We start from the raw sequence: 20199 nt of genomic DNA, 5'->3' as shown, positions 1-20199 counted from the left end.
CGAAATCAGGAATGGCGGCCGATCTCCCCCCTTGAGGGGGAGATGTCCGATAGGACAGAGGGGGGCGCGAAGGAATGCAAACATTGCGCTGTTCAGCCCCCGAACGGGCGCAGCAGCGCCCGCGAGATGATGTGGCGCTGGATTTCCGAAGTGCCTTCCCAGATGCGCTCGACGCGGGCGTCGCGCCAGATGCGCTCGAGCGGCAAATCGTCCATCAGCCCCATGCCGCCATGGATCTGGATCGCCTCGTCGGCGACGAAGGCAAGCATCTCGGTGGCCTTCAGCTTGGCCATGGCCATGTCCTGATCGGTAACGGTGCCCTGATCGTACTTCCAGCCGGCTTCGAACACCATCAGGTCGGCGGCCTTCAGCTCGGTCGCCATGTCGGCGAGCTTGAACGACACGCCCTGGAACTTGCCGATCGGCTGGCCGAATTGCTGGCGCTGCGCGGCGTATTCGATGGCATGGCCAAGCGCCCGCTCGGCACGGCCAAGGCAGGTGGCGCCGACTTGCAGGCGCGTTGCGCCGAGCCATGAATTGGCGACATCGAAGCCTTTGTGGACCTCGCCGAGAACTTGGCTCGCCGGCAGCCGGCAATCGTCGAATTCGAGAATGGCATTGGTATAGCCGCGATGCGAGACGTTGCGGTAGCCGTCGCGCACGGTAAAGCCCTTGGTTCCCTTGTCGACGAAAAAGGCGGTGATCTTCTTGCGTTTTCCACGCGAAGACTCTTCCTCACCCGAGGCCATGAAGACGATGGCGAAATCGGCGAGATCCGCATGGCTGATGAAATGCTTGGTGCCGTTCAGCACCCAGTCGTCGCCGTCTTGCACGGCGCTTGCCTTCATGCCGCGCAAATCGGAGCCGGCGCCCGGCTCGGTCATTGCCAGGCAATCCCATTTCTCGCCGCGAATGCAGGGAAACAGATATTTTTCGCGCTGCTCCGGCGTGCCGGCGAGAAGGATGTTCGAAGGCCGCGCCACGCAGGTCCAATGCAGCGCGTAATTGGCGCGGCCGAGTTCCTTTTCATAGAGCAGCCAGGTCACCGTATCGAGCCCGGCGCCGCCGACTTCCGTTGGCATGTTGGCGGCATAGAGGCCGGCTTCGATCGCCTTGGCCTTGATCTCCTCGATCAGCTCGCGCCGCAGCACGCCGGTACGCTCCACTTCGCGCTCATGCGGGTAAAGCTCGTTCTCGACGAAGGCCCGCGTCGTCTCGACGATGAGCTTCTGCTCCTCCGAAAGACCAAAATCCATGGTCTCAGCCTTTCTTCCTTTTCTTCGGCTTTTCAGCCTTGGCCTTTTCGGCCGCCTTGGAGGCGGTGGGCTTCTTCGCCGCGAGCTTGGCCAGCTGCCTGGTGTAGTCCTTGTGCAAGGCGCCGGCACCCCAGCCTTTGCCTTTGTTCTGCTTCGACAGTGCCTCCATGATGGCGACCAGATTGTCGTCGCGGATCTTTTCGAGATCGCGGATCGACAGACCGTGCGCCTGATCGTCCGACTGGGTCGCGATCAGCTCGACCAGCTCGTCGTTGAACTCCGGCACGTCCATCAGCTTGGTCCACGGCCATTTCAGGCACGGGCCGAACTGCGCCATGAAGTGGCGCATGCCGGCCTCGCCGCCGGCGACGCGATAGACCTGGAACATGCCCATCTGCGCCCAGCGCAGGCCGAAGCCGTAGCGCATGATGTCGTCGAGCTCCTCGACCGTGCAGATGCCGTCCTTGACCAGCCACAGCGCCTCGCGCCAGGCCGCTTCGAGCAGCCGGTCGCCGACGAAGGCTTCGATCTCCTTGCGGATCACCACCGGCTTCATGCCGATCGAGGCATAGATCTCCTTGGCGACCTCGATCGCCTCGGGAAAGGTCTGTTCGCCGCCGACGATTTCGACCAGCGGCAGCAGATAGACGGGGTTGAACGGATGGCCGACGACCAGCCGCTCCGGGTGCTTCTTCATCGCCACCTGCATGTCGGTCGGCTTGATGCCGGAGGTGGAGGATCCGACAATGGCGTTGGCCGGCGCATAAAGGTCGATCTCGGCCAGCACGCGGTGCTTCAGGTCGAGCCGCTCCGGCACGCTTTCCTGGATGAAGTCGGCGTCTGCCACCGCCTCGGCGATCGTCTTGGCGAAGGTAAGCTTGCCCTCCTTCGGCAGGCCGCCGGGCAGCATCTGCTTGTAGGCGCGTCGCGCTCCCTTCATCACCTCGCCGACCTTGCGTGACGCCTCGGGGTCGGGATCGAAGATCGACGCGTCGATGCCGTTGAGCAGCAGCCGCGCCACCCAGCCGGCGCCGATGACGCCGCCGCCGATGGCGGCCGCCTTGTTGATGATGCTCATGCGGAGGCTCCGGTTCTTGTCCTGGCTGTTGCGGGGTCGGTGAGGGCGACGCGCTCGCCGGCACGGATCACGGACGCGTCATAGGCCTTGCGCGCGAACACTTCGAGCAGGAAGGGCCGGAAGAAATCGATCGGCAATGTCTCGTAATCCGGGTCGAAGCTCGACTGATCCCAGCGTTCGCAAAACTCATCGCAATCGTCGAAGTAGATGTGCCCGGCGAAACGGTCGCGGGCGTGTGGATTGCCGCCGAGGTGGTGGGCGTAATAGAGGCGCTGGAAATCGCCGTGCTTCTCCACCACCCAGGTGCATTGCTCGCGCACAAAAGGCTTCAGGATGGCGGCTGCATACTCGTCGTGGTTATAGGGCGCGTAGATGTCGCCGATATCGTGCAGCAAGGCGCAGGCAATCCAGTCGGTGTCGGCGCCGTCGCACCAGGCCCGTGTTGCCGCTTGCAGTGAATGGCCGAGCCGGGTGATCTTGTAGCCCGAGAGGCCCGCATCAAGCTGGACGAGCGCGTCGAGCAGCCGCTCGCCGGTCTTTGCCGCATAGTCGATCTCGTGCTCGGTGAGGAAGGCATAGTCCTCGCGGTCGCCGTCCTTCATGGCGGTGAATTTCACGGTCTTCATCAGCGGCTCCTCCCAACCGGCTACCGGCTTTTCAAAGCGGTGCGCGCTTCGTCAGGTTCAGCTTCTTGCGGACTTCGTCCGGGCCGATGACCCTGGCGCCCATATTCGACACGATGCTGACCGCCCGCTCGACCAGCTGCGCATTGGTCGCCAGCACGCCCTTGTCGAGCCAGAGATTATCCTCCAGTCCGACGCGGACATTGCCGCCGGCCAGCACCGCGGCCGCGACATAGGCCATCTGGTTGCGGCCAATGGCAAAGGCCGACCAGTTCCAGGTCGACGGTACATTGTTGACCATGGCCATGAAGGTGTTGAGGTCGTCCGGCGCGCCCCACGGCACGCCCATGCACAATTGCACCAGCGCGTCCGGCTTCAGCACTTCTTCCTCGACCAATTGCTTGGCGAACCACAGATGCCCGGTGTCGAAGGCCTCGATCTCCGGCTTGACGCCGAGCGCCGTCATCATGCCGCCCATGGCACGCAGCATGCCGGGCGTATTGGTCATGACATAATCGGCCTCGGCGAAATTCATGGTGCCGCAATCGAGCGTGCAGATTTCCGGCAGGCACTGGCGCACATGTTCCATGCGGTTGCTCGCGCCGCCCATGTCCGTGCCTTTTTCGTTCAGCGGCAGCGGTTTCTCCGGCGGGCCGAATACCATGTCACCCCCCATGCCGGCGGTCAGGTTCAGCACCACGTCGACGTCCGCCGCGCGGATGCGCTCGGTTACTTCGCGATAGAGATGCACGTCGCGCCTAGGCTTGCCGGTCTCGGGATCGCGCACGTGGCAGTGCACGATCGCCGCACCCGCCTTTGCCGCCTCGATGGCCGAATCGGCGATCTCTCTGGGCGACCGCGGCACATGCGGGCTGCGGTCCTGCGAACCGCCGGACCCGGTCACGGCACAGGTAATGAAAACCTCACGGTTCATCGCTAACGGCATCGGACTCTCTCCCAATAGAACGTAGGGCAAGAATGCCTGACTTGCCGGAAACTGTTTTGCGTTTTACGAAGATCGTGTGACCAAAAACGAAAAACCGACGATCTTTCGGGCCGAGCGTTTGCCGCTCAAGGTAACGCTGCTGGTATTCTCCGGCTCGTCGATCATGTGCGTCGCCTCGGCCGTCGATCCGTTGCGCGCCGCCAACCGCATTGCCGGTGAGACGCTGTTCGATTTCAGGCTGGTCTCGGTGACAGGCGAGGCGCCGGTCACCACATGCGGCCTGCCGGTGGCGGTCAGCGGCCGCTTCGATGCGGCTGACACAACCGATATGCTGGTCGTCGTCGCCGGCTTCGGCACGCAGAACTACGCCACATCGGCCCTGCTGTCCGGACTGCGCCGGGCGGCGCGCGCGGCACGCGCCTGCGGCGGCGTCGAGGCCGGCACCTGGCTGGTTGCCCGCGCGGGTCTGCTGGAGGGGCGCAGCGCCACCACCCACTGGGAGGACATGGAGGATTTCTCGTCGGCCTTTCCCGGCGTCGACGTGCGCCCCGACCGCTACGTCATCGATGGCCCGGTGTTCACCACCGGCGGCGCCTCGCCGACCTTCGACCTGATGCTGCATCTGATCCGCACGCGGCTCGGCATGGCCGTGGCGCTAGATGTCGCGAGCGTCTTCATCTACGACCAGGCGCGCGCCGCGACGGACGCGCAACCGCTGGTCTCGCTCGGCCGTCTCGACGGCTACGATCCCAGGCTGGCGCAAGCCATTCGGCTGATGGAAGCGCATGTCGACCAGCCGCTGACTATCGCCGCCGTGGCAAAGCGCGCCGGGGTGACGGCACGGACGCTGGAAAGCATCTTTCGCAAGTCGATCGGCGAAACGCCCGGCGCTTATTACCTCAGGCTGCGCCTCGGCGCCGCGCGCCGGCTGGTGGTCGACACGCGCATCGCCATGGCGGACATTGCCGGGCGAACGGGGTTTTCGTCCGCCGCGGCATTTTCCAGAGCGTTTTCAAGAGCGTTCGGCGAAGCGCCGGTCAGGCTGCGTCGGGGATAATGCATGTCGCCCAAAAGCTTGGCCACGGGCTTGACCCGAGGGTGCGTAGCGGTTTTGCGATAACGACATGCATAGGCAAAGGTAGATCAGGCAGCGTCCTTGCGGTCGCTGCTGCCGTCGATCTGCGAGCGCATCTGTCTCGCAAGATGGGTCTCGAACCGGCTGGCGACCGCGCGATCCCATTCGTTTGCACTCAGCGCACCTTGTTTCGGGTGCGGCAGCGCCATCAGCCGGTCGATGATCGATCCAGCCTCGCCAGATGAGAGCAGGGCGTCGATTTCGCGTTCGTGCTGCATATCGTTTCGCCTCCTTCTTCTGAATCCCGCCACGAACCACACTATAGGAGGTTCGTGACGGCTGTTTGAAGGCAAGAGCGAGGCGATTGATGGGCGATGCCGGGCAAAGTTTTGTCCGCCGCCGCCCATCTTGGGCACGTCGTTCCGGCAGGTCACGCAGTGCTTCAGCCAAGCCGCATCGACAGTTCAACATCCTCGCCGAACGGCGTGGACATGTAGCCACTCCCGGTCGAGCGCACCCGCTCGAGGTATTCGGGGCAAAGATCTGCGTTGTCGGCAACGACGAAGGCGCCCGGTCTGAGGCGGCTTTCAACCAGACTCAAGATCTCGGGATAGAGCGCTTTGGCGCCGTCGAGCAGAAGCAGGTCGACGCTTTCGGGAAGATCGACGCTTAATGTTTGCAGCGCGTCTCCTTCGCGGGTTTCCACCATGTCAATGAGACCGCCTGCTGTCAGATTACTCCTCGCGCGCGCGACCTTGGATGGCTCGAACTCGCTGGTGATCAGGCGGCCACCGCCATTGTCCCGCAAGGCTGCGGCAAGGTGCAGGGTCGAGATGCCGAACGAGGTTCCAAATTCGACGATCGTCCGTGCGCCGCTGCCTCGTGCCAGCATGTAGAGCAGCGTGCCGGTCTCTCGCGAAACGGGAAGCCAGAGATCCCTTAGCCGCCCATAGAAATCGAGGTATTCGGTCTTGCTTCGAACCAGCCGCATCCGCTCCTCGGCGGAGAGTTCCGCCACTGCAGGGCTTGTTGCCGCAGCGGCTTCCTCGAACAGGCGGACCAGCAGGGGCGCGAGCGGCGTTGTCGTCAGTGTGGTCATATCGGTCTCCAGTCGGAATTGAACGCGTTCTTGTGCGACATTCAAAATACGACTAATCATTCGCATTCACTAATCGCATTGGCGCGGCTCTCAATGAGCGATAACCGAAGTCCGCGGATTTCCTCGCGAAAACAGCCGAAGCAGGCCCGCTCGGCGGAGCTCGTCGCTGCGATTTTGCAGGCTGCTGTTCAGGTTTTGGCGAGGGAAGGCGCGCAGCGCTTCACCACGGCGCGGGTGGCCGAGAAGGCCGGCGTCAGCGTCGGATCGCTGTATCAATATTTTCCGAACAAGGCGGCGATCCTGTTCCGGCTCCAGAGCGACGAATGGCGGCAGACGACCAGTTTGCTGCGCGATATCCTCGAGGATATCAGGAAACCGCCGCTCGACCGGCTGCGCGACCTGGTCCACGCCTTCCTCCGCTCGGAGTGTGACGAGGCCGCGGTGCGTGTGGCGCTCGACGACGCCGCACCGCTTTACCGCGACGCGCCCGAGGCGCAGGCGGCGAGGGCGTCCGGAGACCGCACCATCCAGCTCTTCATGCAGGAGGCGTTGCCGAGCGCCGCGCAAGCGACTCGCGAATTGGCCGGCGACCTGGTCATGACGACGCTCAGCACGGTGGGGAAGCAGTTCTCGGAGACGCCTCGAACCCCCAAGGAGATTGAAGTCTACGCCGATGCCATGGCCGACATGTTTTGCGCCTACCTGAGAGGCCTCGATCACGGCTAAGGCGCGCCAGACCCGGTCAGCGAACAGGCCACGCGAGTTTCACACGGGGCAAAACCTTCGTCGGTTCAGCCCCGCAGAAAGCCGTCTTAGCCGGCGGCCGCTGAACAATGCGGCCGCGAACCGGGTACGCCTCAGACGTACCGGTTGACGATGTTTTCGAGCAATTCCTGGCGGCCGGATCTGGGCTGCGGCTCGATCTTCTCTTTGACGACGCGCTCGGCGATTTCCTCCAGCGTGCACTTGCCGGCAAGCATCGCCTTGGCCTCGGCCGAATCCCAGCCGGCATAGCGCTCGGCGAGCGGGGCGGACAGCGCCTTGTCCTCGACCATGCGCGCTGCCGCCTTCAGGCCGCGAGCGCAGCAGTCCATGCCCCCGATATGGCCGATCAGCAGGTCCTGCGGATCGAGCGACTGGCGCCTGAGCTTGGCGTCGAAATTGGTGCCGCCGGTCTTGAAGCCGCCGGCCTGCAGCACCTGGTAGTAGGCCAGAGCCATCTCCGGCACATTGTTGGGGAACTGGTCGGTGTCCCAGCCCGACTGGTAGTCGTTGCGGTTCATGTCGATCGAGCCAAAAATGCCGAGCGCATTGGCCAGCGCCAGTTCATGTTCGAACGAATGGCCGGCCAGGATGGCGTGGCCCTGCTCGATGTTGAGCTTGACCTCGTTCTCCAGTCCGAAGCGCTTGAGGAAGCCGTAGACGGTGGCGACGTCGTAATCGTACTGGTGCTTGGTCGGCTCCTGCGGCTTCGGCTCGATCAGGATGGTGCCTTCGAAGCCGATCCTGTGCTTGTAATCGACGACCAGATTGAGGAAACGGCCGGCCTGTTCCTGCTCGCGGGCGAGGTCGGTGTTGAGCAGCGTCTCATAGCCCTCGCGGCCGCCCCACAGCACGTAGTTCTCGCCGTTCAGCCGCTTGGTGACGTCGATGCAGTGTTTCACCGTCGCCGCCGAATAGGCAAAGACGTCCGGATCGGGATTGGTGGCGGCGCCCGACATGAAGCGGCGGTTGGAGAACAGGTTGGCCGTGCCCCACAGCAGCTTGACGCCGGTCTGCTTCATCTTTCCCGAGAAATAATCGGCGATCTCGTCGAGCCGCGCCGCACTTTCGGAAAAGTCCCGGCCCTCCGGCCGCACGTCGGCATCGTGGAAGCAGAAATAAGGCGCGCCCAGCAGCGAAAACATCTCGAAGGCGACGTCGGCCTTGAGTTTGGCCAGCTCCATCGTGTCGGTACCGCCGGCCTTGGGGAACCATGGCCGGTCGAACGTCTGACCGCCGAACGGATCGCCGCCCGGCCAGGCGAAGGAATGCCAATAGGCGACGGCAAAGCGCAGATGGTCTTCCAGCCGCTTGCCGGCGACGATCTCGTCGGGATTGTAGAACCGATAGGCCAGCGGATTGGTCGAATCCGGTCCCTCGTATTTGATCTGTTGGATGTCGCCGAAAAAACCGCTGCTCATGTTTTTTTCCTCTCGCATGGTTCGGCCTGATTACCTCAGGCGTAATTGGTTTCGCGCTGGCGCTGGTCGAAAAGGCTCATGTCAAAGCCACCCAACGAAGGAGACAGACCATGACCGACCTCAACACCATTGCCGAAAACTACATCGCCGCCTGGAACGAGAGCGACGCCGCACGCAGGAAAGCCTTGCTCGAGGCGACCTTCACCGAGGACGTCGGCTACCGCGATCCGATCATGCAGGGCGACGGCCATGACGCCATCGCCGCGCTGATCGAAGGCGTTCAGCAGCGCTTTGCCGGCTTCAGGTTCTCGCTGAAAGGCAAGCCGGACGGCTTCGGCGATACCATCCGCTTCTCCTGGAACCTCGGGCCGGAAGGCGTCGGCTCCGTCATCGAAGGCACCGATATCGGCGTCATCGAAAATGGCCGGCTGAAAAGCGTCACCGGCTTTCTCGACAAGGTGCCGGCACAGTGAGGCCTTCTCGGCAGGCCACGGCGAGGGCGGGAAACCGCTCACGCCGTGGCGCTCCTGATCGCCGGGTAAAGCTGGCGGTAGCGCTGATAGGCATCTGCATAGGCATCGCTTAGTGCGGCGACCGGCTCGACCGTGGCGTCCGTCGCCGGCGCCGTGCACACGGCGCGCGGATCGGCGCCTGTCGCCGCGATCAGGCCAAGCCGGGCCGCTCCGAAGGCGGCGCCGAAATCGCCGTCGGCTGGGATATCGACTGGCAGGCCAAGCGCTGTGGCGATGGCCTTCAGCCAGTAGCGCGAACGCGAGCCGCCGCCGATCGCCGTCACCCGGGTCAGCGTCGTACCGGCTTTGGCCAGGGCTTCGAGGCTGTCGCGGAAAGCGAAGGCGACGCCTTCGAGCACGGCCTGGGTCAGCGCCGCGCGGCCGGACTCGTGGGCAAGCCCGGTAAAGGCGCCCCGAATGACGGAATCATTGTGAGGCGTCCGCTCGCCTGACAGGTACGGCAGGAAAGAGACACCGCTCGGCGCCTGCAGCGAATCGCCGAGTTCGGCGGTCAACTCGCCGGCACTTTTTCCAGCGATCCCCGACAGCCAGTTGAGCGAATCGGTTGCCGACAGGATGACGCCCATCTGGTGCCAGGTGCCGGGCAGTGCGTGGCAGAATGTGTGCACGGCGCTTTCCGGATTGGGCAGATACGACGCGTTGGCGGCAAAAAGCACGCCCGACGTGCCGAGCGAGACGAACGCCTGCCCGGCGCCGACCGTGCCCATGCCGCAGGCCGAGGCCGCGTTGTCGCCGGCCCCGCCGGCGATCGGGATGCCCAGCTGCATGCCCCATTTGGCGGCCAGTTCGGCGCGCAAGGCACCGGCCCTGGCCGTGCCTTCGACCAATGACGGCATCTGGCTTTCGTCGAGCGACGTCGCGGCGAGCAGTTCGGCGGACCAGGCGCGTTTGCCGACATCGAGCCACGACGTGCCAGCCGAATCCGACATTTCCGAAATATGCTCGCCGGCGAGCCAGAGCCGCAAAAAGTCCTTCGGCAGCAGGACCTTTGCCATCTTGGCAAAAACAGCCGGTTCGTTGTTCTTGACCCAGGCGAGCTTTGGCGCGGTGAAGCCGGGAAAGACGATGTTGCCGGTCAGCTTGCGAAAGCGCGGGTCGGCATCGAGCGCGGCCGCCTCCGCGTGGCTGCGTGTGTCGTTCCATAGAATGCAGGGGCGCAGCACCTGGTCGGCGGCATCGAGCAGAGTGGCGCCATGCATATGGCCGGAAAGGCCGATGCCGTTGACAGCCGCGAGTTCCTTCGCATGCATCGACCGCAGCTCGCCGACCGCCGCTTCGCAGGCGCGGATCCAGTCGGCCGGGTTCTGCTCGGACCAGCCGGGATGCGGGCGCGACACGTCGAGCGGCGCATGGCCGGAACCGACGATGCTCTGCCTTGCATCGATCAGCAGCGCCTTGACGCCCGACGTGCCGAGATCGAGGCCGAGATACATGTTTCCTCCCATGTCCGTCATGCCTGGCGGCGACGGTCTTTCTTGCTTCGCTGCCCAGTCCTGTGACACGGGCGGCGAAGATATCCCGGCAATCGTGCCGCCGGAAACGCACCCCGGTCAACACGCGAAGATTTTTTCGACGCTCGAAAAAATCAGGCCGGGGCAGTTTTTAAGGCAAGATGTGGCCGTGGTCAATTCGCCGCGGGAGCGTTTGCACGCCGTGAAAACAGTGCCGACAACGGGCTGTCCGGCCGTGCCAGCGCGCGTTCCGCCGCAAGCGCCCTCGCCAGCGCGCCATCACCGGAACGCAATGCCGCTTCGATCAGTGTCAGGTCGATGACGTCGCGTTGTGCGTGGCTGCCGCCGAAGCGATGGGCGATTGCCCGCATCGGCCGGATCAGGCGTATCGTCCCGGCATAATTGCCCTCGCCGAATGCCTTGATGGCGAGCGTCAGGGGATGGCCGACATCCCTGGTGAAACCGGCGTTGTCGTCCTTGCCGCGCATCGCCTCGCGCTGCGCCTCGAGCAAGTTGCGGGCCGGCGCTTCGAGGCCGGCACCGACAAACGCCATCATCGCGTGGGCGTCGTTGAAGGCATAGTGGCCGGCGCTGGCCATGGGCAACCAGTTGGCGGCGAGCGTCGCCCAGCGCTCGCCGACATCGACGCCACCGAGATGCAGCCGCCACAGGATCGCCGAGGCATCGACCATGTTGAGCGCCAGCATCGAGCGTTCGCCATAGATCGGCCCGTCATAGAGCGCCAGCACCTCGTCGACTTCGCCGAGATCATAATGGAACAGTGCCAGATGCCACCAATTGTGCACCTGCAGGAAGCTGTCCCGCGTCCACGCTTCGGGATTGGCGCGCATCCACAGAATGCCGTCCTTCTGCCGGCTCTGCATCTCCATGACATGGGCCACCGCATGCTGGGCCCAGCCGTCGCGCGGCTCGATATCGACCGCCGTGCGGCCAAGTTTTTCGGCGCGCGCGTAATCGCCCATTTCCTCCAGGCCAAAGGCCTGCATGCCGAGTATGGCGTGATAGCCCGGCATGTCGCTCTGCCAGGACGGCAGCGCGCGGCCGATGCGGTCGCGCAGCATGCGCGCATTGCCGGTGAAGAAGTCGATCTGGTGGCCGGTCTGCAGCGCCAGCGCATCGAGCGGAAACTCGATGGCGATATCCTCCAGCACGCGGGCGGCCTCGTGCCAGCGTCCCTCCGCAAGATGGCCAAGGGCGGCGACATGCGCCTGCTCGCGTGTTGTCGCGGCAAGCGGCAGCGCCGCCTCGTGACATGCCTTGGCCACCGCCGTCGCCTCACGCTCTGTGGCGAGGCCAAAGAGATAACCCTTGAACACCTGCGCCATGACGAAGCCGGGATCTTCGGCGATTGCCTGGTCAATGGAACCGACCGGATCGCCGATGAAGCACTGCAATTCGCGAACGGCCCGGCTGTAGGACGAGAGCCCGGCCTCCGTCGCGCCAGACAGTGTCAGGCCGAATGCGTCGCTCACCGCCATGGTCTGTCCTCAGTTGCCCGAGCGCATCGCCACTGTCGCGATCCCGGCGCCGACCAGCAGCGTGCCGCCGGTGCGGTTGAAGATGCGGATCGCCTTTGGGTTGCGCACCACGTTGCGCGCCCTTGCGGCGATCAGCGCATAACCGAAGGCATTGGCGAAGGCGAGCGCCAGGAAGGTCGTCTCGAAGATCAGCATCTGTGTCCAGAAATCCGCATGCCGGTCGAGGAACTGCGGCAGGAAGGCGACAAAAAAGGTGATGCTTTTCGGATTGAGCGCGGTAACCAGCCAGGCGTGCGCCGTCATTTTCGCCGATGACACCGCATCGGTGCGCGGTTCGGCCCGGAGCGCACCGCCGGCGCGAAACAGCTTGATGCCGAGATAGATCAGATAGCCGGCGCCGATCACCTTCAGCACGGTGAATACGGTGGCGGACGCCGCCAGCAGCGCGCCGATGCCCAGCATCGACAATGTCATCGCGGTGAAGTCGCCGAGCGCCACGCCGACTGCCATCGGCAGCGCGGTGCGCCAGCCCTGGCCGAGCGCATAGGACACCACCAGCAGGATGGTCGGACCTGGAATGACCAGAAGGACTGCCGAGGCAGCGGCAAAAGCGGCCCAGTTTTCGAAGGACATTTTCTTCTCCTTGAGCTCAAAGAAGAGGATAAATCCTTGGCCTCGCGCAGATGTAAAGAGGCAAAATCGAAAAAGCCCCCTCGTTAACGCCAGGCGGCCGGCCTTCACGCTTTTTCAACCATGATTGGCGAAAATGCATGCTATACGGCCGGAGCGTGTTTCCCGCCGACAGCGTAGGGTTTGGGTGAATGCGTGAGTTGCCGCACGGTCTGTCGCTGCCGCATATTGGCGACGCAATCGAAACCGAAATACAGCTTTCCCGTCGCACGGTGCTGTCCGGCGCCGGTGCGCTGGCGCTGCTCGGCGTCGCCGGCTGCAGCCAGACGCTGGATCTGCCGTCGCTCCAGCTCGACGACGTCACCACCGGCTCGATCCGGCCCATCCGTCCGAGTATCAGCGTCGACAAGAACATCACCAGCCCCGACGTGATGTACGCTTCGCTCACCGACGGTGGCTTCAATGTGCCGGAAGTGCCCTACCTCAAGGTCAAGCCGGAGTTCCGCCGCCAGATCGTCGTCGATCCGACCGGCGAGCAACCCGGCACCATCGTCGTTCACTCGCAGGAACGGCTGCTCTATCTGGTGCAGCCCGGCGGCGAGGCGATCCGTTACGGCGTCGGCATCGGCAAGGACGGATTCCGCTGGTCCGGCCGCGCCAACATCCAGTACGGCAAGGAATGGCCGGTCTGGACCCCGCCGCCCGAGATGATCGCCCGCAGGCCGGAACTGGTGAAATGGCAAAGCGGACAGCCGGGCGGCCTCGACAATCCGCTCGGCGCGCGTGCCCTCTACATCTATCAGAACGGCAGCGACACCGGCTATCGCATCCACGGCTCGCCCGAATGGTGGAGCATCGGCCAGGCGATGTCGTCGGGCTGCGTGCGCCTGATCAACCAGGACATCATCGACCTCTACAGCCGCGTCTCCAAGAAGAATCCGGTCGTCGTCGTCTGACCGGCTGCTGCTGCCCTTCGTCATCGACTCTGCCGTTGCGCGATGCCGCAAGACAGGCGAATGTGCCTGCGATTTCCATCGCCCGGGAGACGTGAACAATGGCCGGAACTTTTGTCATCGCGCAAGGCGGCGGCCCGACCGCCGTCATCAACCAGACCGTGGTGGGTGCTGCGCTCGAAATCCGCAAGCGGCATCCCGGCGCCAAGGTGCTGGGTTCCATCCACGGCGTGCGCGGCATTCGTGACGGCAATTACGTCGATCTTTCCGCCATCCCCGAGGATCGCCTGCGGCTGATCGCGGCGACACCGAGCGCCGCGCTTGGTTCGACGCGCGACAAGCCGGATGCCGCCTATTGCGACCTCATCCTCAACGGCTTGAAGAAAGCCGGCGCCGATGCCTTCATCTATATCGGCGGCAACGACACCTCGGGCACGCAGCAGATCCTCACCGACGCCGCCGGCGGCAAGATCGCCTTCGTGCATGCGCCGAAAACCATCGACAACGATCTCGAGGAGAACGACCACACGCCCGGCTTCATGTCGGCGGCCGAGTTCGTCGCTGGAGCATTCCTTTCGGTCGATCTCGATTTCCGCGCTCTGCCGGGCATCTATGTCGGCATTGTCATGGGGCGGCATGCCGGTTTCCTGACGGCCGCGTCCGCGGCCTGGCAGCTCGATCAGGACAGCGGCCCGCATCTCGTCTACGTGCCGGAGCGGCCGTTCTCGGCGGCCGGTTTCATCGACGACGTTCGTGCAACGCTCGACCGCCACAAGCGCTGCATCGTTGCCGTCTCCGAAGGCGTCAGCACCGCCGACGGCAAAGCGCTGGTCGAAAGCCTGGTGCCGCCGGAAAGGCTGGAGCGCGACCAGCATGGGAACGTCAAGCTGTCGGGCAGCGACCTGCCGGCAGCCTTGGAGCGCGCGCTCGCCGAAGGATTGCCGGGCAAGCGGGCGCGCGTCGATGCGCTCGGCTATATGCCGCGCGGCTATGTCGGCGCCATCAGCGCGGTGGACGCGCAGGAGGCCTTCGATGCCGGTGCCTTCGCGGTCACGGTGGCCGACGAGGGCGGCGGTTCGGTGGCGCTGCAATATGACGGCAAGAAAACCGTGCTGAAGAAGGTGCCGCTGAAGAACGTCGCCGGCAAGACGCGCCATATGCCGGATGATTTCATGCTGCCGGATGTCAACCGGCTGTCCGATGCGGGGATGGCCTATCTGAAGCGGCTGGTCCCGCAAAAGTACAAGGTCGGCAAGCCGTTCGTCTGATGCCGGCCTTGATCTGATGGACAGCTGGTTCAGCAAAACCATCGTCAACGCCAAGACGACGATGCTGACCGAGCCCTTCGTGCATGATTCCGTGCGTGCCAACATCTGGCATTTGCGCGGCCGCGATGTCGACCTGCTGGTCGACACCGGCATGGGGATCTGCCCGCTGGCGCCGCAGATCGACACGCCGGCCGGCAAGCCGCTGCTCGCCGTCGCCACGCATATCCATCTCGATCATGTCGGCTCGCTGCACGAGTTTCCGTTGCGGGCAGGGCCGCGCCACAGCGCCGCACAGTTCGACAGCATGGATGAAGCGGTGACCTACGCCTGCATGTTCCATGACCTGGAAGGCGCTGTTTCCAAGCTGCCGGCGCCGGGCTGGAGAGCCGCCGATTACAGGATTCCGCCGGCGCCGCTGGCCCGGACCCTGGACGAGGGCGACATGATCGACCTCGGTGACCGCCAATTCCGCGTCCTGCATCTGCCCGGCCACTCTCCGGATTCGATCGCGCTGTTCGACGAGGCAGACGGCCTGTTCTTCGCCGGCGACGCCATCTACGACGCCATGCTGATCGACGACCTGCCGGATTCGGATCGTGCCGCCTATCGCCGCACGATGCAGCGCCTGGTCGAGCTGCCGATCCGGATCGGCCATGGCGGCCATGGACCGAGCTTCGACGGCAGGCGGATGCGCGAGATCGCCACCACCTATCTCAGCCGGACCGACCGGAAAGGCGAATAGGAGGCCTCGGCTGAGGCGGCGCAAATCTGAAGCGATTTGTCTTGCGCAGCTATTTTGTTCTTGCTTTGTGCCGGCAGCTATGCTAGTAATTTGGGTATGGTGCTGATTCGCCCCAACGACCCGCCGCAAGGCGGGTTTTTGTTTTCGGGTTTCGGCGCCAGCCCGGCAAGGCGGCTGCCAGCCGGAAATTAAATCTTCGTAATATTATCTGGAAACCACGATCGGCGCCCTAGATGCGGGGCTGTCGATCCGGTCGGCCGCCGTGCCAGGCGAGACAGGCAAGGCCGACACGCCGATAGAGCGTTCCGGTGACGGAACGCTGCGGCGCCCGATCAATCTCTCGCCCGGACAACGGCCATGTCACCAATCCACACCCTTCGCAGACATCGCGTCGCCGCTTTGCTGGGCGCCGCGCTGATCGTCAGCCCCTTCGCCCTGTCCTTCGCTCCCAGGCTGAATGATGTCCTGGCGGCAACAGTGACCCCACCTGTCACCGGCATGACGGCGCCCAGCGGCTCGTTCGCTCCGGTCGTGGCGGCCGATAAACCGGCAGTGGTGACCATCACGACGGTCATGAAAGTACAACAGCCGGACACCACGAGCGACGCCTCTCCCTTCGGCGGAAACGCGCCTTTCGACGATTATTTCCGCCGTTTCTTCGGTGACCAGGGACTGCCCGCCCCCAAGACACCGCCGGAACAGGCGCCGCGCACCGAGGCCCTCGGCTCAGGCTTCATCGTCGGTGCCGACGGCATGATCGTCACCAACAATCACGTCGTCGACGGCGCCCAGTCGGTCAAGGTGATGCTCGACGACGGCACCGAGCTTCCCGCCAAATTGATCGGCCATGACACGAAGAACGACCTTGCCGTGCTCAAGGTCAACGCCGGCAAGCCCTTGCCGACCGTCAAATGGGGCGATTCGGACAAGCTCATGCCGGGCGACCAGGTGCTCGCCTTCGGCAATCCTTTCGGCCTTGGCACCACGGTCACCGCCGGCATTGTCTCGGCGCGCGGCCGCGATCTGCACAGCGGCCCGTTTGACGACTTCATCCAGATCGACGCACCGATCAACCGGGGCAATTCCGGCGGCCCGCTGACGGATGTGTACGGCGATGTCGTCGGCATCAACACCGCGATCTTTTCGCCGAATGGCGGCAGCGTCGGCGTCGGCTTCGCCATCCCCTCGGACCAGGCGCAAAAGGTCGTCGCCAAGCTGATGAAGGGCGGCTCCATCCAGTACGGCTATCTCGGCGTCCAGATTCAGCCGGTGACGCCTGATGTGGCGAGCGCCATCGGCCTCGATCACCCTACCGGCGTGCTGGTCGCGCAGGTCAGCGACGGATCGCCGGCCGCCAAGGCCGGCATCGAGACCGGCGATGTCATTACCAGCTTCGCCGGCCAGGACATAAAGGATCCGAGGGATCTGTCGCGCGCCGTCGCTGACGTTGCGCCTGGCACGAGGGAAGCCCTCAATGTCTGGCGCAAGGGGAAAAGCCTGCAGATCTCCGTCGAGATCGGGCGCAACGAAGACGACACGGCGACGGGATCGGTGACCGGCGATTCAGGTCAGCCGTCGACGGGGCAGGGCCTTCGCGCACCGGCGCTCGGTCTCGGCCTGATGGACGTCACTCCGGATGTGCGCCAGGCAATGAACCTGCCGGAAAACCAGCACGGCGCACTGGTCGAGCGCGTCGACCCGAACAAGGCGGCGTCGGCTTCCGGCATCCAGCCCGGCGACATCATCGTCGGCGTCGACCAGACCCCGGTGAGGAGCGCCAGACAGGCAAATCAGGCGATTGTGCAGGCTGCCAAATCCGGCAAGAAATCGGTGCTGCTGCTTGTCGAGCGTGGCGACGCCCAGATGTTCGTGGCCGTCCCCTTCGCCAGCGGCTGAAGCGGGCGCCGCGCTGCCAAGATCAATGTAGAGCATTGCCGCCAGGCCGGAGCCAAGATTTCTGTTGCCCGCGCTCGCGTCTTCGAGAAAACTGACAAAGCTCGATTGGACCTTGCGCAAACGGATATTCTAGATGGTTACCCGAGGCTTCTCTTCCGGACGAAAGCCGCCGACGGATACGGATGCACGTATCCCGCCGGGGCAATATCTCGAGCAAGGTTTCCCGGTCCTGTCGGCCGGCCCGACGCCGCATGTGCGCACCGAGGATTGGTCGTTCACGCTTAAGCACGGGCCGCGGCCGATCAAGAAGTGGAACTGGGCCGAGTTCAACGCGCTGCCCTTGACCAAGATGACGCGCGACATCCATTGCGTCACCGCATGGACCAAGTTCGACACGGCGTGGCAGGGCGTGCTCGTCGACGACATTCTTGCCGACGCCGGCATCGAGCCGCCCACCGCCTTCACGCTGGCGCTGGGTTTCGACGGCTATTCCACCAACGTGCCGACGAAGGATCTCACCGGCGGCAAGGCGATGGTGGCACTGCTTTACGAGGGCAAGCCGATCACTCCCGACCATGGCGGCCCGGCCCGGCTGCTCGTTCCGCATCTCTATTTCTGGAAATCGGCCAAATGGCTGAACGGGCTGCAGTTCACAGAGCGTGACGAGCCGGGTTTCTGGGAGTTGCGAGGCTATCACATCTATGGCGATCCGTGGCGCGAGCAGCGCTACACGAACGATCCATGAGCGACGCACCGGCGGCGCAGTCGCCCTGGCAGACGGTCACCATCACCCGCATCCAAAAGCGTACGCCGCGCGTCACCAGCTTTTTCCTGCAGCCGTCGCGGCCCTTCGCTTACCGGGCCGGACAGCATGTCGATGTCAGATTGACGGCGCCGGACGGCTATCAGGCGCGCCGCTCCTACTCCATCGCCTCGGCGCCGGAGACCGGCGAGACCATCGAGCTGGCGATTGAAAAACTCGAGGACGGCGAGGTCTCGCCGTTCTTTCACGAGATCGCGGCGGTGGGCGACGAGGTCGAATTGCGCGGGCCGCTCGGCGGCCATTTCGTCTGGTCCGACGGCGATGGCGGACCGCTCCTGCTCGTCGGCGGTGGGTCGGGCGTGGTGCCGCTGATGTCGATGCTCCGTCACCGGGCGATGCGGGGATCGCTGGTCGCCGCCGCCTTGGTGTTTTCGGCGCGGGTCTGGGACGAGGTGATCTTTCGCGACGAGCTGATCGACCTCGCCGAGCGCCGGGATGGCTTCGACCTGGTGCTGACGCTGACGCGCGAGCCGGCCCGCCGATCGTCGGATTATGCGCGGCGGGTCGACGCCGCGATGATGGTGCAAGCCATGACCAGGCTGCCGGCGCCGCCGAAGCTCGCCTTTGTCTGCGGCTCGAACGCGTTCGTGACGGCCGCCGCCGAGGCGCTGATCGATGCCGGCGTTCCCGCGGCTCTCATCCGCACCGAACGCTACGGGGTCTGACCTGGTTCTTGCGCGGTTGCTGCCTTCGCCGGCCGGCATAAGCGGGCCGAAAACCGGCAGAACGGTGAGGCCGCGTTTGGCCGAAATGGTTAACGATTCGACAAAGAACCTCGGCCGCGACTTTTATCGGTTTAAAAAATCGAACCGAACGGTTCGTTTCTGTTGACAATGCGTGCAGGACGCTGTGAACGCTGCCTCCCCAAGTCACCTTGCAGCCAGACCGATACTATGGGCTATCTACTTGATATTTAGCAATAAAATTGTGGCGAAGGGAATCTCTGGCACAATTTCAAGGTGTAGATTCTTGGTCCACACCAAAAAACTTCGTGATTGGAAACTGGCCATTGGCTTTCCCACATCGGGGCTGTCCGAACGACGCGAATTCCTCCCAAGGCACGCCGCTGGACGGACGGAAAAACTGAGATACTGGAGTACTAAAATGAAAAAGATCGCTCTTGCCGCCGTCGCCGTTTTGGCCATCACCGGCAGCGCCTTCGCTGGCAGCGACAACTTTGGTTCCAAGGGTGCGAACCAGCCTGCCGCTTCGGTCGACAGCTCGTATACGGCTTCCATTCAGAAGCCGGCTCATGCTGACCAGCAGCCTGTCCAGGGCGCCGACCGTAACCTCTTCGGCAACAACTAACAGCCGATCCCAGCATCAGGGCGGCGGGCATATCCGCCGTCCGGGATCTGAAAAATTCAGGAGTATTAAGATGAAAAAGATCGTTCTTGCTGCCGCCGCCGTTTTGGCCATCACCGGCAGCGCCTTCGCCGGCAGCGACAACTTTGGTTCCAACGGAGCCAACCCGCCTGCTGTCTCGGTCGACAGCTCCTACACGGCTTCCGTCAAGACGTCGGACCAGGCTGAAAAGCAGCCGGTTGTCCAGGGCGCCGACCGTAACCTCTTCGGCAACAGCTAACAGCCGATCCCACCATCAAGGCGGCGGCATGCCCGCCGCTTGATTTCGAAAATCCAGGAGTACCCAAATGAAAAAGATTGTTCTTACTGCCGCCGCTCTCTTGATTGCCGCCGGCAGTGCCTATGCCCGCAACGACAATGTTGGCGGGACCGACATCAACAAGCAGACGACCGTCAACGTCGACAAGACGCAGACGTATTCGGTGCGGGACAGCAACTCGCCGATCTACAAGCTGCTGAATTCGTCTGGCGATGTGCCCAAGTCCGCGCCCCAGGGCGCCGATCGCAACCTCTTCGGCAACAACTAGAGCAATTCCAGGAAAAGTGTGAAACGGTTTTCCCGGGAAAAGCGTGTAGCGCTTTCCCTTGGGAATTGCGTCAAAACAAAGAGATAGAGCGGTTCGGCGTTCCGTGAAACGATAACCGCTCTAACGGCCGAACTGGAATTCCAGACAAGAGCCGCCGGGGAAGGCCCCCCGCGCTGTCTGATGGGAGGCGGGGTGACCCCAGGGGGCACCCGCGCTTTGTGTGGGTGAGAGGGTCGGGCAAACGCGGCCGGG

Annotated in this window: 22 protein-coding genes; 12 read left to right on the top strand and 10 right to left on the bottom strand. The window is 63.9% G+C overall.

All coding sequences use genetic code 11. From position 1 onward, the window contains the following. Positions 1 to 92: 92 nt before the first annotated feature. The 4 genes from NKI41_RS07170 to bcoG are packed head-to-tail and all read right to left on the bottom strand — an operon-like array spanning position 93 to position 3903. Complete coding sequence (locus NKI41_RS07170; RefSeq protein WP_352682183.1) at positions 93 to 1256, bottom strand: acyl-CoA dehydrogenase family protein; 1164 nt, start codon at positions 1254 to 1256, stop codon at positions 93 to 95. A 4-nt stretch (positions 1257 to 1260) separates the two neighbouring features. Further along, a complete protein-coding gene (locus NKI41_RS07165) occupies positions 1261 to 2334 on the bottom strand; it encodes a 3-hydroxyacyl-CoA dehydrogenase NAD-binding domain-containing protein (RefSeq protein WP_352682181.1) in 1074 nt (357 codons plus the stop codon). After that, entirely contained in the window at positions 2331 to 2960 is a 630-nt protein-coding gene (locus NKI41_RS07160; protein WP_352682179.1) for an HD domain-containing protein, read from the bottom strand. Before NKI41_RS07160 ends, NKI41_RS07165 begins: the two co-directional genes overlap by 4 nt. A gap of 31 nt (positions 2961 to 2991) precedes the next feature. Next, positions 2992 to 3903, bottom strand: a complete 912-nt coding sequence (gene bcoG, locus NKI41_RS07155) for a 3-dehydrocarnitine:acetyl-CoA trimethylamine transferase BcoG (protein WP_352451615.1) — start codon at positions 3901 to 3903, stop codon at positions 2992 to 2994. 76 nt (positions 3904 to 3979) lie between these two features. On the opposite strand from bcoG, the gene NKI41_RS07150 reads away from it, so the two are divergent. After that, entirely contained in the window at positions 3980 to 4960 is a 981-nt protein-coding gene (locus NKI41_RS07150) for a GlxA family transcriptional regulator (RefSeq protein ID WP_352451614.1), read from the top strand. Between the two features lie 86 nt (positions 4961 to 5046). On the opposite strand, the gene NKI41_RS07145 is transcribed toward NKI41_RS07150, so the two are convergent. Beyond that, positions 5047 to 5256, bottom strand: coding sequence for a hypothetical protein (locus NKI41_RS07145; protein WP_352682177.1), 210 nt, complete (start codon positions 5254 to 5256; stop codon positions 5047 to 5049). Positions 5257 to 5420: 164 nt separating this feature from the next. Continuing rightward, on the bottom strand, positions 5421 to 6077 hold the full coding sequence (locus tag NKI41_RS07140) for an O-methyltransferase (protein WP_352682175.1): 657 nt from the start codon (positions 6075 to 6077) through the stop codon (positions 5421 to 5423). Positions 6078 to 6170: 93 nt separating this feature from the next. Here NKI41_RS07140 and NKI41_RS07135 point away from each other — a divergent pair, with 93 nt between their 5' ends. Beyond that, positions 6171 to 6803, top strand: coding sequence for a TetR/AcrR family transcriptional regulator (locus tag NKI41_RS07135; RefSeq protein ID WP_352682412.1), 633 nt, complete (start codon positions 6171 to 6173; stop codon positions 6801 to 6803). A 131-nt stretch (positions 6804 to 6934) separates the two neighbouring features. Here the strand turns inward: NKI41_RS07135 and xylA are convergent, their stop codons facing one another. Further along, positions 6935 to 8260 carry a xylose isomerase gene (gene xylA, locus NKI41_RS07130; protein WP_352682173.1) on the bottom strand — a complete coding sequence of 442 codons (1326 nt, stop codon included), beginning with the start codon at positions 8258 to 8260 and terminating at the stop codon, positions 6935 to 6937. Positions 8261 to 8370: 110 nt separating this feature from the next. Between xylA and NKI41_RS07125 the strand changes: the two genes are divergently transcribed. Next, complete coding sequence (locus tag NKI41_RS07125; protein ID WP_352682171.1) at positions 8371 to 8733, top strand: nuclear transport factor 2 family protein; 363 nt, start codon at positions 8371 to 8373, stop codon at positions 8731 to 8733. A gap of 38 nt (positions 8734 to 8771) precedes the next feature. Here the strand turns inward: NKI41_RS07125 and xylB are convergent, their stop codons facing one another. The 3 genes from xylB to NKI41_RS07110 form a co-directional block, all read right to left on the bottom strand. After that, positions 8772 to 10226 carry a xylulokinase gene (gene xylB, locus NKI41_RS07120; protein ID WP_352682410.1) on the bottom strand — a complete coding sequence of 485 codons (1455 nt, stop codon included), beginning with the start codon at positions 10224 to 10226 and terminating at the stop codon, positions 8772 to 8774. Positions 10227 to 10417: 191 nt separating this feature from the next. Continuing rightward, a complete protein-coding gene (locus NKI41_RS07115) occupies positions 10418 to 11743 on the bottom strand; it encodes a tetratricopeptide repeat protein (RefSeq protein WP_352540014.1) in 1326 nt (441 codons plus the stop codon). A 9-nt stretch (positions 11744 to 11752) separates the two neighbouring features. After that, positions 11753 to 12376, bottom strand: coding sequence for a LysE family translocator (locus NKI41_RS07110; RefSeq protein WP_023718327.1), 624 nt, complete (start codon positions 12374 to 12376; stop codon positions 11753 to 11755). A 188-nt stretch (positions 12377 to 12564) separates the two neighbouring features. Here NKI41_RS07110 and NKI41_RS07105 point away from each other — a divergent pair, with 188 nt between their 5' ends. The 9 genes from NKI41_RS07105 (at position 12565) to NKI41_RS07065 (ending at position 19947) form a co-directional block, all read left to right on the top strand. After that, positions 12565 to 13329, top strand: a complete 765-nt coding sequence (locus NKI41_RS07105) for a L,D-transpeptidase (protein WP_352682169.1) — start codon at positions 12565 to 12567, stop codon at positions 13327 to 13329. A gap of 98 nt (positions 13330 to 13427) precedes the next feature. Continuing rightward, entirely contained in the window at positions 13428 to 14594 is a 1167-nt protein-coding gene (locus NKI41_RS07100; RefSeq protein WP_352451606.1) for a diphosphate--fructose-6-phosphate 1-phosphotransferase, read from the top strand. Between the two features lie 16 nt (positions 14595 to 14610). Continuing rightward, a complete protein-coding gene (locus tag NKI41_RS07095) occupies positions 14611 to 15336 on the top strand; it encodes an MBL fold metallo-hydrolase (protein ID WP_352682167.1) in 726 nt (241 codons plus the stop codon). 357 nt (positions 15337 to 15693) lie between these two features. Next, entirely contained in the window at positions 15694 to 17232 is a 1539-nt protein-coding gene (locus NKI41_RS07090; RefSeq protein WP_352682165.1) for a DegQ family serine endoprotease, read from the top strand. Between the two features lie 133 nt (positions 17233 to 17365). Beyond that, a complete protein-coding gene (locus NKI41_RS07085) occupies positions 17366 to 17977 on the top strand; it encodes a molybdopterin-dependent oxidoreductase (protein ID WP_023680229.1) in 612 nt (203 codons plus the stop codon). After that, positions 17974 to 18720, top strand: a complete 747-nt coding sequence (locus NKI41_RS07080; RefSeq protein WP_352451602.1) for an FAD-binding oxidoreductase — start codon at positions 17974 to 17976, stop codon at positions 18718 to 18720. The genes NKI41_RS07085 and NKI41_RS07080 overlap by 4 nt, the downstream gene beginning before the upstream one ends. A 439-nt stretch (positions 18721 to 19159) precedes the next feature. Then, positions 19160 to 19363, top strand: a complete 204-nt coding sequence (locus NKI41_RS07075; protein ID WP_292664977.1) for a DUF680 domain-containing protein — start codon at positions 19160 to 19162, stop codon at positions 19361 to 19363. A 70-nt stretch (positions 19364 to 19433) separates the two neighbouring features. Next, positions 19434 to 19640 (top strand): DUF680 domain-containing protein, encoded by a 207-nt coding sequence (locus tag NKI41_RS07070; protein WP_352682163.1) that lies wholly within the window; start codon positions 19434 to 19436, stop codon positions 19638 to 19640. Positions 19641 to 19707: 67 nt separating this feature from the next. Next, positions 19708 to 19947 (top strand): DUF680 domain-containing protein, encoded by a 240-nt coding sequence (locus tag NKI41_RS07065; RefSeq protein WP_352451600.1) that lies wholly within the window; start codon positions 19708 to 19710, stop codon positions 19945 to 19947. The last annotated feature ends 252 nt before the right edge of the window (positions 19948 to 20199 follow it).

It is taken from the genome of Mesorhizobium sp. M0601 (genome assembly GCF_040320845.1).
GTDB lineage: Bacteria > Pseudomonadota > Alphaproteobacteria > Rhizobiales > Rhizobiaceae > Mesorhizobium.
Note: the sequence above shows the minus strand (reverse complement) of the source record. Positions and strands in the feature narration are given on the sequence as shown.

Bases quoted from the DNA above. Each gene is read 5' to 3' on its own strand.
- NKI41_RS07145 (WP_352682177.1), bottom strand. From the start codon at position 5,256: ATGCAGCACGAACGCGAAATCGACGCCCTGCTCTCATCTGGCGAGGCT.
- xylB (WP_352682410.1), bottom strand. From the start codon at position 10,226: ATGTATCTCGGCCTCGATCTCGGCACGTCGGGCGTCAAGGCGCTGCTG.
- NKI41_RS07075 (WP_292664977.1), top strand. From the start codon at position 19,160: ATGAAAAAGATCGCTCTTGCCGCCGTCGCCGTTTTGGCCATCACCGGC.
- NKI41_RS07065 (WP_352451600.1), top strand. From the start codon at position 19,708: ATGAAAAAGATTGTTCTTACTGCCGCCGCTCTCTTGATTGCCGCCGGC.
- NKI41_RS07100 (WP_352451606.1), top strand. From the start codon at position 13,428: ATGGCCGGAACTTTTGTCATCGCGCAAGGCGGCGGCCCGACCGCCGTC.
- NKI41_RS07095 (WP_352682167.1), top strand. From the start codon at position 14,611: ATGGACAGCTGGTTCAGCAAAACCATCGTCAACGCCAAGACGACGATG.
- NKI41_RS07085 (WP_023680229.1), top strand. From the start codon at position 17,366: ATGGTTACCCGAGGCTTCTCTTCCGGACGAAAGCCGCCGACGGATACG.
- NKI41_RS07125 (WP_352682171.1), top strand. From the start codon at position 8,371: ATGACCGACCTCAACACCATTGCCGAAAACTACATCGCCGCCTGGAAC.
- NKI41_RS07080 (WP_352451602.1), top strand. From the start codon at position 17,974: ATGAGCGACGCACCGGCGGCGCAGTCGCCCTGGCAGACGGTCACCATC.
- xylA (WP_352682173.1), bottom strand. From the start codon at position 8,260: ATGAGCAGCGGTTTTTTCGGCGACATCCAACAGATCAAATACGAGGGA.
- NKI41_RS07090 (WP_352682165.1), top strand. From the start codon at position 15,694: ATGTCACCAATCCACACCCTTCGCAGACATCGCGTCGCCGCTTTGCTG.
- NKI41_RS07135 (WP_352682412.1), top strand. From the start codon at position 6,171: ATGAGCGATAACCGAAGTCCGCGGATTTCCTCGCGAAAACAGCCGAAG.
- NKI41_RS07170 (WP_352682183.1), bottom strand. From the start codon at position 1,256: ATGGATTTTGGTCTTTCGGAGGAGCAGAAGCTCATCGTCGAGACGACG.
- NKI41_RS07070 (WP_352682163.1), top strand. From the start codon at position 19,434: ATGAAAAAGATCGTTCTTGCTGCCGCCGCCGTTTTGGCCATCACCGGC.
- NKI41_RS07115 (WP_352540014.1), bottom strand. From the start codon at position 11,743: ATGGCGGTGAGCGACGCATTCGGCCTGACACTGTCTGGCGCGACGGAG.
- bcoG (WP_352451615.1), bottom strand. From the start codon at position 3,903: ATGCCGTTAGCGATGAACCGTGAGGTTTTCATTACCTGTGCCGTGACC.
- NKI41_RS07110 (WP_023718327.1), bottom strand. From the start codon at position 12,376: ATGTCCTTCGAAAACTGGGCCGCTTTTGCCGCTGCCTCGGCAGTCCTT.
- NKI41_RS07105 (WP_352682169.1), top strand. From the start codon at position 12,565: ATGCGTGAGTTGCCGCACGGTCTGTCGCTGCCGCATATTGGCGACGCA.
- NKI41_RS07165 (WP_352682181.1), bottom strand. From the start codon at position 2,334: ATGAGCATCATCAACAAGGCGGCCGCCATCGGCGGCGGCGTCATCGGC.
- NKI41_RS07140 (WP_352682175.1), bottom strand. From the start codon at position 6,077: ATGACCACACTGACGACAACGCCGCTCGCGCCCCTGCTGGTCCGCCTG.
- NKI41_RS07160 (WP_352682179.1), bottom strand. From the start codon at position 2,960: ATGAAGACCGTGAAATTCACCGCCATGAAGGACGGCGACCGCGAGGAC.